The organism is Arthrobacter sp. U41, from assembly GCF_001750145.1.
Lineage (GTDB): Bacteria > Actinomycetota > Actinomycetes > Actinomycetales > Micrococcaceae > Arthrobacter.
Window position 1 is genome coordinate 2,349,167 of sequence record NZ_CP015732.1, and the last position, 14,430, is coordinate 2,363,596.

At 68.8% G+C, this 14,430-nt stretch carries 10 protein-coding genes; 5 read left to right on the plus strand and 5 right to left on the minus strand.

Annotated elements, in window-relative coordinates; genetic code table 11:
- The first annotated feature begins 160 nt into the window (after positions 1–160).
- Positions 161–1,477, plus strand: a complete 1,317-nt coding sequence (locus tag ASPU41_RS10785) for a cell division protein PerM (protein WP_069950915.1) — start codon at positions 161–163, stop codon at positions 1,475–1,477.
- A 58-nt stretch (positions 1,478–1,535) separates the two neighbouring features.
- Here ASPU41_RS10785 and ASPU41_RS10790 read toward each other — a convergent pair whose 3' ends face one another.
- Complete coding sequence (locus ASPU41_RS10790) at positions 1,536–1,964, minus strand: hypothetical protein (RefSeq protein WP_069950916.1); 429 nt, start codon at positions 1,962–1,964, stop codon at positions 1,536–1,538.
- A 39-nt stretch (positions 1,965–2,003) separates the two neighbouring features.
- Here ASPU41_RS10790 and purN point away from each other — a divergent pair, with 39 nt between their 5' ends.
- Complete coding sequence (purN, locus tag ASPU41_RS10795) at positions 2,004–2,588, plus strand: phosphoribosylglycinamide formyltransferase (RefSeq protein WP_069950917.1); 585 nt, start codon at positions 2,004–2,006, stop codon at positions 2,586–2,588.
- A gap of 16 nt (positions 2,589–2,604) precedes the next feature.
- On the opposite strand, the gene ASPU41_RS10800 is transcribed toward purN, so the two are convergent.
- Entirely contained in the window at positions 2,605–3,957 is a 1,353-nt protein-coding gene (locus ASPU41_RS10800; protein WP_069950918.1) for an MFS transporter, read from the minus strand.
- Between the two features lie 153 nt (positions 3,958–4,110).
- Here ASPU41_RS10800 and purH point away from each other — a divergent pair, with 153 nt between their 5' ends.
- A complete protein-coding gene (gene purH / locus ASPU41_RS10805; protein ID WP_069950919.1) occupies positions 4,111–5,805 on the plus strand; it encodes a bifunctional phosphoribosylaminoimidazolecarboxamide formyltransferase/IMP cyclohydrolase in 1,695 nt (564 codons plus the stop codon).
- Between the two features lie 498 nt (positions 5,806–6,303).
- Here the strand turns inward: purH and ASPU41_RS10810 are convergent, their stop codons facing one another.
- A complete protein-coding gene (locus tag ASPU41_RS10810) occupies positions 6,304–7,305 on the minus strand; it encodes a trypsin-like serine peptidase (protein WP_069950920.1) in 1,002 nt (333 codons plus the stop codon).
- 245 nt (positions 7,306–7,550) lie between these two features.
- On the opposite strand from ASPU41_RS10810, the gene ASPU41_RS10815 reads away from it, so the two are divergent.
- Complete coding sequence (locus tag ASPU41_RS10815; protein WP_069950921.1) at positions 7,551–9,770, plus strand: NADP-dependent isocitrate dehydrogenase; 2,220 nt, start codon at positions 7,551–7,553, stop codon at positions 9,768–9,770.
- Between the two features lie 238 nt (positions 9,771–10,008).
- Positions 10,009–12,222: a catalase gene (locus tag ASPU41_RS10820; protein ID WP_069950922.1), complete on the plus strand. Its 2,214-nt coding sequence runs from the start codon at positions 10,009–10,011 to the stop codon at positions 12,220–12,222.
- Positions 12,223–12,295: 73 nt separating this feature from the next.
- Here ASPU41_RS10820 and ASPU41_RS10825 read toward each other — a convergent pair whose 3' ends face one another.
- Both ASPU41_RS10825 and ASPU41_RS10830 read right to left on the minus strand, forming a co-directional pair.
- A complete protein-coding gene (locus ASPU41_RS10825; RefSeq protein ID WP_069950923.1) occupies positions 12,296–12,799 on the minus strand; it encodes a hypothetical protein in 504 nt (167 codons plus the stop codon).
- Positions 12,796–14,055 (minus strand): serine/threonine-protein kinase, encoded by a 1,260-nt coding sequence (locus ASPU41_RS10830; protein ID WP_069952630.1) that lies wholly within the window; start codon positions 14,053–14,055, stop codon positions 12,796–12,798. Before ASPU41_RS10830 ends, ASPU41_RS10825 begins: the two co-directional genes overlap by 4 nt.
- Positions 14,056–14,430: the final 375 nt, after the last annotated feature.

A 14,430-nucleotide genomic window follows, 5' to 3' on the forward strand; every position in this document is an offset into this window, starting at 1 on the left:
ACATTCCAATTTTACGGCGCAGTAGGGAAAAAAGCTCCGCCTGGAGCCGCAGTTCAATGCAGCGGCCGCAGCACGTGATCCGGGCAACATACCGGCAAAAACGGCCGGTTGAGCCTGTCGGCACGGGCCGGAACGCCGGTACGTGGCACCATGGAACACGATGAAACTGCGCGCTGATCAGACCGGGGAACGTGGACTTCCGATGCCCTTGTGGCTGCAGGGGGCCCTTGAGTCCGCGCAGGCAGCCATTATCTCCGCACTGGTGGTGGTTGCCCCCATCCTTGCCGTGTGGGCCACGGCCGGTTTCCTCAACGGCGCACCCGACGTCCTGGCCCGGCTCGCCGGCCAGGCCTGGCTGCTGATCCACGGCGTTCCCCTCCTGCTGGACACCGCCGGCGCGGCCTCCGCGGCCCAGCCGCAATCCGGCGTCCTCTCGCTCACCCCGCTCGGCCTGACCCTGATCCCGTTCCTGCTCGCCTGGCGCGCCGGCCGCCGGCTGGCCCGGGCCTCGTACACGGACCAGCTCTGGCAGGCGCTGCTGGGCTCCTGGCTGATGTACGCCGGCTTCGGACTGACCACCGGATTCGTCTGCCGCACGGACGACGTCGGCGTGGGGCTCTGGTCCGCCGCCCTCATCCCGCTGATCCCGGTCGGGCTCGGCATGGTGATCGGCGCCCGCCGTGAGGCCGGTTCCTGGAGCCGCCTGATCGGCGTCGACGCCGTCGCCTGGCTCTCCCGCACCAGCCAGCATTCGCGCTGGGCCGGCTCCTACCTGGGGTCCGCGGTCAAGGCCGGCTTCGTGGCGCTGCTGGCCAGCCTGGCAATGTCCTGCGCGCTCCTCGCCGCCACGTTGTTCATCCACTGGAACCTCGTGATCGCGGTCTATGAAGCGCTCGACGCCGGCATCCTCGGAAGTTCCGTGCTGACCATCGCGCAGCTCGGCTTCCTGCCCAACCTGGCCGTGTTTGCGCTCGCCTGGACCTCCGGCGGCGGCTTCGCCCTCGGCATCGGCTCCCAGTCCGGGGCGCTCGGCACCGCCGTCGGGCCGCTGCCGTCGATCCCGGTGTTCGCGGCGCTGCCGGCCGGGTCGCTGGACTACGGGATGGCCGCGCTGGTGGTGCCCGTGCTCGCCGGAACCCTGGCCGGCTGGTGGTTCCTGCGCGAAGGCGAAAACCACTTCGACGAATGGCTCTCGATCAAGATCCACGCCCGCTGGTTCACCGCCACGGTCTCCACGCTGGCGCTCGGCGTTATGGTCGGCAGCGTCGCCGGTCTGCTCGCGGCGGGCCTGGCCTGGCTGGCCGGGGGCTCCGCCGGCATCGGGCGGCTCACGGAGATTGGGCCCGACCCGCTCCGGACGGCACTGTTTGTCGCCGCGGAGGCGGGGATCGGCGTCGTGATCGGTTATGCGGCGGGACCGTGGCTGGAACGCCAGCAGAAACTGCGCGAAGCGGACCTGGAGCCGGCGTCCCTGTGACGCGGCCCCGCGCTGCGCGGAACTGCGCTCAGCCGGCCCGCGATTGGCGGAACTGCGCTCAGCGGAACTGCGGCAACGATTTTTCCAGCTGGGTCTGGCACATGGAGGCGGCCTGCTGGGTCAGGGCCTGCCGGCTGCACTGCTGGTAGTCCCGGACCTGGTTGAAGAACAGCGCCGTGGACACGAGCAGCAGCACCTGCACGGCCAGGACCACCAGGCCGGAAATCGTCCCGAACAGCACGAACCGGGATTCCTTGAGCCTGGCGTACCGGACCAGCACGATGATGCCCAGCACCAGGGCAATCGCCGTCAGGAGCGCGCTCAGCCAGAGGTAGTTGATATCCAGCTGGTAGACGAAGAACGACCCCAGCACCGCCACGACGAAGCTGCGGAACAGATTATGGGTTTTCGCCTGTGAGGCTTTGGCCGCGTCGCTGAGCGGGTGCTTGCCGCCCTGGTTGCCGGCTGAGTCGTTCGGGGGATTCATGGTTTCCAGCCTACGCGAGCGGCCCCATAAGCTAGGACAATGCGCATCGTAGTCCTCGTCTCCGGCACCGGCTCCAACCTCCAGGCTGTCATCGACGCCGTTCGGGAGGGCAGGCTCGAGGTGGAGCTCGCCGCCGTCGGCGCGGACCGGCCGGGGACCTACGGGGTGGAGCGCTCGGCCGCCGCCGGAATCCCGACCTTCGTGGTGGACTTCAAGGCCTACCCGGACCGGGCCGCCTGGAACGCCGCGCTCACCGACGCCGTCGCCGCGTACGCGCCCGACGTCGTCGTGTCCTCAGGTTTTATGCGGATCGTCAGCGCGGATTTCATCAACGCGTTCGGCGGCAGGTACCTCAACACCCACCCGGCCCTGCTGCCGTCGTTCCCGGGCGCCCACGGGGTCCGCGACGCGCTGGCCTACGGCGTGAAGGTCACCGGCTGCACGGTGCACTGGGCCGACGCCGGGGTGGACACCGGCCCGATCATCGCGCAGGAAGCCGTGGCGGTCGGCGACGGCGAGACCGAGGAGTCCCTGCACGAACGGATCAAGGTCGTGGAGCGCCGGCTGCTGGTCTCGACGCTGGCGTCCCTCGCCGCCGCGCACACCCCCGCCACCCCTGCCTGACCCCACCGTTGAGCTGTCACTTGAGGTGGCGCTGCTTCGTTTCGGGGGCGAAGAACGCCATCCAGAGCACACTGAGCAGCACCAGCCCGCCGGCGAGGGCAAAGGAGGTCGCCAGGCCCAGTTCCGGCCAGAGGAACGCCGCGAACACCAGCGGGCCGAATCCCGCGCCGAGCCGGGAGAACGTCGAGGCCCAGCCGAAGCCCGAGCCGCGCAGTTCGGTCGGATACAGCTCGGAGACATAGGCGTAGAGCACCGGGATGGCCACCTGCACCACAAAGCCGAAGACCAGCAGCCAGAACACGGCCGCCGTCGGGATGTCCACCACAAATGCCACGATCACCAGGGTCAGCGCCGACAGCGGCCCGGTGATCGCCAGGATCCACTTCCGGCCCACCCGCTCCACCAGCAGCGCGGCGAGCACCACACCCAGCAGCCCGACGGCGGCCATGGAGGCGGTGGTGAGGAAGGCCTTGTACTCCTCGAAGCCGGCACCGATCAGGATCCGCGGCATCCAGGTCAGCGACAGGTAGTAGACCAGCAGGATGCTGAAGAACAGCGACCAGGCCGCAGTTGTGATCTTCCAGTCGTACTGCCAGAGCAGGCGCAGCTGGGTCCAGGCGCTGCCGGCGGAGAGCCGCGGAGCCTCCTGCGCCTCGGGCAGGCTGTAGGCGCGCGGTTCGGCCCCGGTGGCCGCGACGAGGTCATCGATCACCTTGGCGGCCTCGTCCCGCCGGCCCTTGCGGATCAGGAACAGCGGGGATTCGGGGACGCTGCGGCGGACCCAGAACACCAGGAGCGCCGGCAGCACCATCACCATCATGGTCAGGCGCCAGTCACCGAACAGGGCGACCAGCCCGGCGGACACGAAACCGCACAGGGCGGCCCCGATCGGCCACCAGCCGTCCATCGCGGTGAGGACCCTGCCGCGCTGCTTGCGGGGCGTGAATTCGCCCACCAGCGCGTAGTCCACCGGGATGCAGCCGCCCAGGCCGAAGCCGGCCATAAAGCGGAACGCCACGAACCAGAGGAAGTCGGGCGAGAACGCGCCGAGCACGGTGAAGAGCGAGAAGATCAGCAGGGTCGCGGTGAAGGCCTTCTTGCGCCCGATGGTGTCCGCGATGGTGCCCCAGACGAAGGCGCCCAGGGCCATGCCGATCAGGTTCGAGGCGCCGATCCAGGCCGCCTCGCCCGGGGTGAGGGCCCAGTGCTTGGACAGCAGCGGAATCAGGATGCCGTTGAGCGTCACGTCCCAGGCGTCGAACATAAAGCCCAGGCCGCCGATCAGGAAGATCCGGCCCTGCACTTTCCAACGCCAGGGCAGTTCCTGGACCACCTGTTCGCCGCTGGGCACAGTGGTGTAAGTATTCATCTCTCAGCCTCCTGGGAAAACTCTACGTGTCCCTGCACACCGCTGCGGCGCGCTTCATACTCCGGCGCGCGGGAAGGCCCGGTGCGCTGACGCGATAAACTGGCCCCATCCCCACCACCCGCGGCCCCGCCGCGATATAAGACGGAGACTTTTGTGAGCTTCACGCAGCTTGACCGTGTATCCATCGACCGTGTTCCCATCCGCCGGGCCCTGATTTCGGTCTACGACAAGACCGGTCTGGAGGAGCTCGCGAAGGGCCTGCACGAAGCCGGCGTCAAGATCGTCTCCACCGGTTCCACCGCCAAGAAGATCGCCGCCGCCGGCATCCCGGTGCAGGAAGTCGAAGAAGTCACCGGCTCCCCGGAAATGCTGGACGGCCGCGTCAAGACCCTGCACCCGCGCGTCCACGGCGGCATCCTGGCCGACCGCCGCGTCCCGGCCCACATGGACACGCTCGCGTCGATGGAGATCGAGCCCTTCGACCTCGTCGTGGTGAACCTCTACCCGTTCGTGGAAACCGTGAAGTCCGGCGCGGCGCAGGACGACGTCGTCGAGCAGATCGACATCGGCGGCCCCGCGATGGTGCGTTCCGCCGCGAAGAACCACGCCGCCGTCGCGATTGTGGTGGACCCGTCCTCCTACCACGACGTCGTTGCCGCCGCCGCCTCGGGCGGCTTTGACCTGAAGACCCGACGCCGGCTCGCCGCCAAGGCCTTCGCGCACACCGCCACGTACGACACCGCCGTGGCCAGCTGGACCGCGAGCCAGTTCCTCGACGAGGACGGCGACGGCGTCATCGACTGGCCCGCCTACGCCGGCCTGGCGCTGGAGCGCTCCGAAGTCCTGCGCTACGGCGAAAACCCGCACCAGCAGGCCGCCCTCTACGTGGACAAGGCCGCCCCGGCCGGCATCGCGCAGGCCGACCAGCTGCACGGCAAGGCCATGAGCTACAACAACTTCGTCGACGCCGACGCGGCCCTGCGCGCCGCGTTCGACTTCGCCGAGCCCGCCGTCGCGATCATCAAACACGCCAACCCCTGCGGCGTGGCCGTGGGGTCCGCTTCCGCGGCGGATCCCATCGCCGACGCGCACGCCAAGGCGCACGCCTGCGACCCGGTCTCCGCGTTCGGCGGTGTGATCGCGGCCAACCGCACGGTCACCGCCGGCATGGCCCGGACCGTTGCGGGCATCTTCACCGAGGTCGTCATTGCACCGGGCTTCGAGGACGAGGCGGTGGAAATTCTGTCCAAGAAGAAGAACATCCGCCTGCTCGCCCTGCCCGAGGGCTACGGCCGCTACCCCTCCGAGATCCGCCAGGTCTCCGGCGGCGTGCTGGTGCAGATGTCGGACCGGGTCGACGCCGAGGGCGACAACCCCGCCAACTGGACGCTCGCGGCCGGTGCAGCCGCCGACGCCGACACCCTGGCCGATCTCGCCTTCGCCTGGACCGCCTGCCGCGCGGCCAAGTCCAACGCCATCCTGCTGGCCAACCACGGTGCCGCCGTGGGCATCGGCATGGGCCAGGTCAACCGGCTTGATTCCTGCAAGCTGGCCGTCGAGCGCGCCAACTCGCTGGGGGTGAGCGTGGACTCCGACGTCGAGGGCGCCGGCGGTGCAGCTGGTCCGTCGACGGCAGAGACGAGCGGGGCGCCCGAGCGTGCCCGCGGAGCCGTTGCCGCCTCGGACGCGTTCTTCCCGTTCGCTGACGGGCTGCAGATCCTGATCGACGCCGGCGTCCGCGCCGTCGTCCAGCCCGGCGGTTCGGTCCGCGACGAGGAAGTCATCGCCGCAGCCAACGCCGCGGGCATCACGATGTACTTCACCGGCGCGCGCCACTTCTTCCACTAGGCCGGCCGCGCGGGGTCCTGCATCCCGGACCAGGCGCACATGGCACCGTTGCACCAAGAATGGACATGCCCTCCTTTGCCGGAGGACATGTCCATTCTTTGTGCCGGGGACTGGGCACAGCGGGTATATGTCCAGGCCCTGCGCCGTGAGGGGGACATGCCCAGTGGTGGCGGGGGGAGGACCGGGCACGGGTGCGGCAGTCCGTGCGGGGACATGCTCAATTTTTGTGCCGGGGACTGGACACAACGGGTGTATGTCCGTGCTCTGCGCCGTGCGGGGGACATGTCCGGTGGTGACGGGGAGGACCGGGCACGGGTGCGGCAGTCCGTGCGGGGGGACATGTCCGGCGCCGGGGCTGCGCGGAGGGCATGTCCCGCGGGCGGCCTGGGTCCACAGGCAAGGACCGGGCGCAACGACAACGCGGGGCCACTGCGGACCATCCCCCCTGCCGGAGATGGGCCGCAAGTGACCCCGCGCTGGTGTGGGTGAGGCTGGAGCCTAGGAAGCAGCCGCTGTGGTGTAGGCCTGCTGGATGACGGAGCCCCAGTACGGTCCGTACATGGTGGTGGACTTGCTGCCGTAGCCGTAGCTGTTGACGGAGTTCTGGTAGCCGGTGGAGCTGGAGCCGATGAACCACGGGCCGCCCGAGGAGCCGCCGGTCATGTTGCACGGGATACCCTGGGAGTTGAACTGCGGGTTGTAGGGATCGTTGGTGGCGGTGCCGGTGCAGCTCTTCAGGGACTCGCCGGTGAAGGGCCGTGCCGCCGGGTAGCCGAAAGCCTTGTAGCTCAGGCCGCGGGCGGCGTTGAACTGCACACCCGAGGCGCCCACAACGTCCGCGAGCGTCTGGCCGTTGAGCGTGTTCATGACCGCGAAGCCGGTGTCGTACGTCATGTCGCCGCCGGAGCTCCACTGGGTCGGGGCGTGGAGGGACTTGGCCGTCCACATGCCGTAGGGTGCGGAGCCGTTGAGGTAGGCCGGGACGAAGGTGAACTTGGTGGCGAAGGCGCCGGGGCCCTCGTTGAGGCAGTGCCCGGCCGTTGAGACGGTGCTCTTGTTCGTGGCGGAGACCGAGTTGCCCGAGCACACATAGTTGCTGCCGCCGAGCGTGAAGAAGACCTTGCCGATGTGCTTGACCGGGGTCTCGCTCGCGTTGACCTTGGCCTGGACTTCCTTCGCCTGCAGGACCGGCGCCTGGGACTCGACGGTGATGGGTGCTCCCGCTTCCGCCGGGCGGTTCAGGGCGGCCGTGGAGCCGGCACCCCGCTGCACGGCCTTGTCGGCCAGTACGTCGCCGGGGATGGCGTTGCGCATCCGCTCTTCCGTCCAGTACTCGGCACCGCCGGTCTCGACGACGGTGTGGCTGCTGACCCCCGACGTTTCCATCGGTGCCTTGCCGGGGGCCGGGGCGGCGCTCGCTGCGCCGGCGGCACTCAGAGCCAACAGTGCCGCTGCCGAGAGGCAGAGGAGGCTGGTGGCCAGAGTCTTGGGTGTTCTCATGGTTGTCCTAACCGTGGAAAGCGGGGCGGCCGCCCGTGGCGGCCGCTGTAATGGAACGAAACTACGGCACTTTGACGGAGCTGTAAACCCTCCTGTCAACTCTTGTCACTTCTGGTTGCTGGCGTCACGGAGGTCTGGCCCGACGACGCCGGTAGGCGGCAATCCAGCTCCCTCGGGTAAGTTAGACATGTTGAAATGGCACAAATTTCCGGAAATACCCAGACCTTCAGGGAGACGCCCGAGCAATGGCAAAGATTATCTATACCCACACCGACGAAGCGCCGATGCTGGCAACCTATTCGTTCTTGCCGATTGTCGAAGCCTTCGCTTCGACGGCCGGTGTGGAAGTGGAGACCCGCGACATTTCGCTGGCCGGCCGCATCATCGCCGCGTTCGGCGACTACCTCACCGAAGACCAGCGCGTCAGCGACGCCTTGGCTGAACTTGGCGCCCTCGTCAAAAATCCCGAAGCCAACATCATCAAGCTGCCCAATATCAGCGCCTCGACGCCGCAGCTGAAGGCCGCCGTCGCGGAGCTCCAGGGCCAGGGCTACGCCCTCCCGGACTACCCGGACAACCCCTCCTCGGACGAGGAGACGGACATCCGCTCCCGCTACGACAAGATCAAGGGTTCCGCCGTCAACCCGGTACTGCGTGAGGGCAACTCCGACCGCCGCGCACCCCTGTCGGTCAAGGCTTACGCCCGCCAGAACCCGCACAGCATGGGAGCCTGGAGCCCCGAGTCCAAGACCAACGTCGCCACGATGGACTCCGAAGACTTCCGCGCCAACGAGAAGTCCGTGGTCATCAAGGCCGATGGAACCATCAAGATCCAGCTGGTCAAGGAAGACGGCACGGTCAAGGTCCTCAAGCGTGCCTTCCCGGTCCTCGCCGGCGAGGTCATCGACGGCACCGTGATGCGCGCCGCCGCACTGGACACGTTCCTCGCCGCGCAGGTTTCCCGTGCCAAGGAAGAGGGCGTGCTGTTCTCCGCCCACCTCAAGGCGACCATGATGAAGGTCTCGGACCCGATCATCTTCGGCCACGTCGTCAAGGCGTACTTCTCCGAGCTTTTCGACACCTACGGCGCCCAGATCGCCGCCGCCGGCCTGAGCCCGAACAACGGCCTGGCCTCCATCCTCAACGGCCTTGAGGACCTCCCCGAGGAAATCCGCGGCGACGTCGAGGCGGCCATCAAGAAGGGCCTGAACGACGGCCCCGAACTGGCCATGGTCGATTCCGACAAGGGCATCACCAACCTGCACGTTCCCTCCGACGTGATCGTGGACGCCTCCATGCCTGCCATGATCCGCAGCTCCGGCCACATGTGGGGCCGCGACGGCCAGGAAGCCGACACGCTCGCCGTCCTCCCGGACAGCAGCTACGCCGGCATCTACCAGGTCGTCATCGACGACTGCCGCGCCCACGGAGCCTTCGACCCGACCACCATGGGCACCGTCCCGAACGTCGGACTGATGGCCCAGGCTGCCGAGGAATACGGCAGCCACGACAAGACTTTCGAGATCCAGTCGGCCGGCACCGTGCAGGTCGTCGACGACGCCGGCACCGTGCTGATCGAGCACCAGGTCGCCCCGGGCGACATCTGGCGCGCCTGCCAGACCAAGGACGTGCCGATCCGCGACTGGGTCAAGCTGGCCGTCACCCGCGCCCGCGCCTCCGCCGTGCCCGCCGTATTCTGGCTGGACAAGGGCCGCGCCCACGACGCCCAGATGATCGCCAAGGTGGAGGAATACCTCAAGGAATACGACACCGAGGGCCTGCAGATCGCCATCATGACCCCGGACGACGCGACGGCCTTCACCCTGGAGCGGCTCCGCAAGGGCGAGGACACCATCTCGGTGACCGGCAACGTGCTGCGCGACTACCTCACGGACCTGTTCCCGATCCTGGAACTCGGGACCAGCGCCAAGATGCTCTCCGTGGTTCCGCTGATCAACGGCGGCGGCCTCTTCGAAACCGGCGCCGGCGGCTCCGCCCCGAAGCACGTCCAGCAGCTGCTCAAGGAGAACCACCTGCGCTGGGACAGCCTGGGTGAGTTCCTGGCCCTCGCCGTCAGCTTCGAGCACCTGGCCACGTCCACAGGCAACGCCCGCGCCCAGATCCTGGCCGACACCCTGGACCGCGCCACCGGCACCTTCCTGCTGGAGGACAAGTCCCCGAAGCGCAAGGCCGGCGAACTGGACAACCGCGGCAGCCACTTCTACCTGGCCAAGTTCTGGGCGCAGGAACTGTCCCGCCAGACCGACGACGCCGAGCTGGCCGCGGCGTTCGCTGCAGTCTCCGGCGCGCTGGATTCCGGAGAGGAGACCATCACCGGCGAGCTCCTGGCAGTCCAGGGCTCCCCGGTGGACATCGGCGGCTACTACCGCCCCGACGAGGCCAAAGTCACCGCAGTGATGCGGCCTTCGGCGAAGTTCAGCGAAGTGCTGTCCATGCTGGGCTAGCTCCGACCCAGGCCGGCGTCCCGCCGGCCACGTGTTACCCGAACGGCGCACCGGACATGTCCGGTGCGCCGTTCCGTGTTTTCGGAGATCGGCGACGTTTTCCGGGGACGGCCACCGGACGGCTGTTGCCTCCGCGGAGGCTGTCACTTAGGGTACTAAGCACGCTTAGTTTCGGCTGGGGCGCCACGCGGCCGCCGCCCGTCCGGGACCAAGGTTGCCTACCCTGAGGAGTCATCCCATGCCAGCAGAGAGCAACATCCAGATCCCCGGCGCAGCGTCCGTGGAACCGCCCGCCCTGGAGGAGCCCACCACGCCGCGGGAACCGCTTCCGCCCAAGCCTGACCAGCAGGGGCCGGAGGCCGTCTCACCGACCGGCACCCCCACGGGTGCGCCGGTGAACTCGCGGGCACAGTCCGGTGCCTACCTCACCACAGCCCAGGGGCTCCGGCTCTCCGACACCGACCACTCGCTGAAGGCAGGACGGCGCGGCCCGGTGCTGCTCCAGGACCACCATCTGCGCGAGAAGATCACCCACTTCGACCACGAGCGCATCCCGGAACGGGTGGTCCATGCCCGCGGCGCCGGCGCGCACGGGTTCTTCCGGTCCTACGGTTCGGCGTCGAACATCACCCGCGCCGGTTTCCTGGCCAAGGACGTCGAGACGCCCGTCTTCGTCCGCTTCTCCACCGTGCTGGGCTCCCGCGGCTCGGCGGACACCGTCCGGGACACCCGCGGCTTCGCCACCAAGTTCTACACCGACGAGGGCACCTTCGACCTCGTCGGCAACAACATCCCGGTGTTCTTCATCCAGGACGGCATCAAGTTCCCGGACATCGTCCACGCGGCGAAGCCGCACCCGGACCGCGAAATTCCGCAGGCCCAGAGCGCACACGACACCTTCTGGGACTTCGTCTCGCTGCACACCGAGGCCCAGGCCCATACCATGTGGAACATGTCCGACCGCGCCCTCCCGCGCTCCTTCCGCACCATGGAGGGCTTCGGCGTCCACACCTTCCGCTTCGTCAACGGCGAGGGCGCCACCAGCCTGGTGAAGTTCCACTGGAAGCCGAAGCAGGGCGTCCATTCACTGCTCTGGGAGGAAGCCCAGCTCATCAACGGCATGGACCCGGACTTCCACCGGAGGGACCTCGCCGACGCGATCGAGGCCGGCGCTTATCCGCAGTGGGAACTCGGCGTACAGGTCTTCCCGGACACGGAGGAGGAGTTCTTCGAGGGGATCGACCTGCTGGACCCCACGAAGTTCGTCCCGGAGGAGCTGGCGCCCGTGCAGCCGATCGGCATCATGACCCTGAACGCCAACCCGGTGAATTACTTCGCCGAAACCGAGCAGGTCGCCTTCCACCCCGGCCACCTCGTCCCGGGCATCGACGTCACCAACGATCCGCTGCTGCAGGTCCGGTTGTTCTCCTACATTGATACCCAGATCAGCAGGCTGGGCGGCCCGAACTTCGGCCAGCTTCCGATCAACCGGCCGCACGCCCCCGTCAACGACATGCTGCGCGACGGCATGCACCAGACGGCGGTGCACGGGGGAGCGGCGCCCTACCACCCGAACTCGCTCGACGGCGGCTGCCCGTTCCTGGCCGGCGCCGACCTTGGTGCGTTCATCGACGTCCCGGAAGAACTCGCGGCCGCGGTCAAGGAGCGGAAGTCGCCCGTATCCTTCGAGGACCACTACAGCCAGGCGCGGCTGTTCTTCCGCAGCCTGACCCCGGTGGAACAGGACCACGTGATCCAGGCGTACACCTTCGAACTGGGCAAGTGCCGCGAGGAGACCATCCGCCAGCGCCAGCTGCTGGCGCTGGCCAACATCGACCCGGCCCTGTGCTCGGCAGTGGCAGCCGGGCTCGGCCTGCCGGCCCCGCAGGCCAGCGAACAGGTCGAAGACGCCGCCCTGAGCCCCGCGGTCTCCCAGCTGGGAGGCTCCTGGCCGGTGGCCGGCCGGGTGGTGGGCATCATCGCCGACGAGGACAGCGACCTGGACTCCGTCCGGAGCGCCCGGGCGGCGCTGGACGCCGCCGGGATCGTGCCGCTCGTGATCGCACCGGCCGGAGGCTTCCTCGGCGGAGCCGAGAGCGGCATCCCGGTCCAGCGGACCTATCTCACGGCCCGTTCGACCGAGTTCGACGCCGTGGTCGTTGCCGCTTCGGGTGCGCCGGCCAAAGACGCCACGCAGGGACGGGACGCCAAGGCCGGCGAGCCGGGGGCGTCGCTGGACCCGCGCGTCGTGCTGCTGCTTTCGGAGATGTTCCGGCATGCGAAGGCAATCGGCGGCTGGGGCCCGGCCGTCATGTGCCTCGACGGGGCCAGCATCCCGACGGACGCCGCGGGCATCGCCCTGGGAGAGGGGCCGGACGACGTCGTGGCCCGGCTCGCCGGGCTGCTCGCCGCACACCGGGTGTGGGACCGCTTCCCGGCGGCGGGGGCATAGCACCTAAGGATCCGGACAACCGGACAGCCCGCGGGCTCCTCCCTCCGTCATGTACTGCCGATCTTCAACGGCCTTAGTCGTCGTCCTTGCCCTTGCCCTTGGCCTTGCCATTGTCGGCAGGCGGCGCGGGCGCGACGGCGGGAGGGGCAGCCGCTGCAGCCGCTGCAGCGGCGTCGGCTTCGGCCTGGGCGGCGGCCTGTGCTGCCGCTTCCTGCTCGGCGGCAACCCGGGCGGCTTCGGCCTGCTGGGCGGTAAGGTCCGCCCGGACGGTCTCAACCGACGCCCGGATGCTCTGGTGCCGTTTGAAGGAGACTTCGCCGCGGGCGGCCGCCTCGTCCAGTTTCAGCACAAGCCCGTCGAGTTGCTGCAAGGACGCTGCCGGATCATTGGCGGCTGCGGCCTCGGTCACGGCAAGGACCTGGACTTGGAGCTGCCGCGCGGCGTCGCGGTCCAGCTCGGGGGCCGGGGCGCAGCCGGCCAGGATGCCGGTGAGGAGCACCGCGCCCAGGAGCCCGGCGATGACCGGACGCGAGCCGCCGCGCCGGGTGCCGGAAGCCTGCAAGGTGGTCAGGTTCATGGTTCCACACTCTTCTGCAGCTCTTGGAGGTGCTGCCCCAGGTCGCCTGTCACGGCCGGATAGGGTACGACGTCGGGTGCTTCCGGGGCCGCGAGGGCGACGGTGGCCGCCACGGTACCCGCAGCAACGGCCAGCAGCGCGAGGGACAGCAGGATCCGGGTGCGGCGCCGGGCCTGCCGGAAACCTGAGGCGACCCGGGCTGGCAACGTGCCTCGGTTCGCCTGTGGGGTGGTTACGGCGTCCGGGTCGAGCACGGGCATGGCCCTTGTCCGGGCGCTGCTGTCGCCGCCAGCAGCCGTGGGTGCGCTACTGCCGGGGCCGGCGCCGGCGGAGGGCGGCCGCGGGGGCAGCGCCGGCGGGGCGGGCAGCACCCGGGTGCCCGCTTCGGCAAGCAGGCCGGGAAGGGACCCGGGGGAGACCAGGGCATGTCGCAGCGCCACTTCGAGGTCCGCGGCGGACGGGCGGTCCAAGGGGTCCATTGCCGTCATGGCCCGGATCAGTTTGGCCCATTCGGCGGGCACGGAATCGGGGATGGCCGGGGCCCGGTGCAGTCTTGCGACGGCGGATTCCACGGCACCGCCGGGGTACTCGACGTCGCCCTTGATACATTCGAGCAACACCAGCCCGAGCGAGTAGATGTCGCTTCCCGGGCCCAGCTCAGCGCCCCGGGACTGTTCCGGGCTCAAGTACGCGGCGGTCCCCACCATGGTGCCGGTGGCGGTCAGCCGGGTCCCGTCCATGATGCGGGCGATCCCGAAGTCGGTGAGTTTGGGGCGCAGGGGCTCCCCGGGACGAACCGGAACGAGCAGGATGTTAGCCGGCTTGATGTCCCGGTGGATGATGCCTAGTGAGTGCACGTAGGCCAAGGCGTCCGAGACTCCCGCTCCGATGACGGCGACCTCGTCCAGGGGCAGCGGGCTGTGCCGGATCCGTGCCCGGAGATCCTGCCCGTCCACCAGTTCCATGGTCAGGAACGGCCGGGGTTCCTCCGAGATACGGGTGTCCGTGCCGGCATCGAAGAGGGTCACCAGGCTCGGATGGTTCAGGGCGGCCAGGAGTTGGATCTCGGCTTCCTGACGCCTGAGTTCGTCAGGATTCGCGGACTGAGGGGCAAAGAGCTTGAGTGCCACGTCGCGGCCGAGGTTCAGGTCCTTGGCGCTGTAAACGGACGCCATTCCGCCCCGACCGATCACTTCCCCCAGTTGGTATCGGCCGCTCAAGAGCTCTGCCGTGACGTTATTGGGCGAACTGTCCATGCTTTCCCCGTCCACTACCCCGGGCGCCACGGCGGCGCCTCTCAAGAATGATACCGGGACGGGTTTCAGGTTCCCGAATGGCGGCCGCGGACCGACGGCCGCCACACGGGGGAGATGCTGCCGGAGCGTGTGTGCCGTTGAGTCCCCCAGCGGACCCAACGACGGGATGCTTTGCCGGTGCGTGTGTGCCGTTGAGTCCCCCAGCGGACCCAACGACGGGATGCTTTGCCGGTGCGTGTGTGCCGTTGAGTCCCCCAGCGGACCCAACGACGGGATGCTTTGCCGGTGCGTGTGTGCCGTTGAGTCCCCCAGCGGACCCAACGACGGGATGCTTTGCCGGTGCGTGTGTGCCGTTGAGTCCCCCAGCGGACCCAA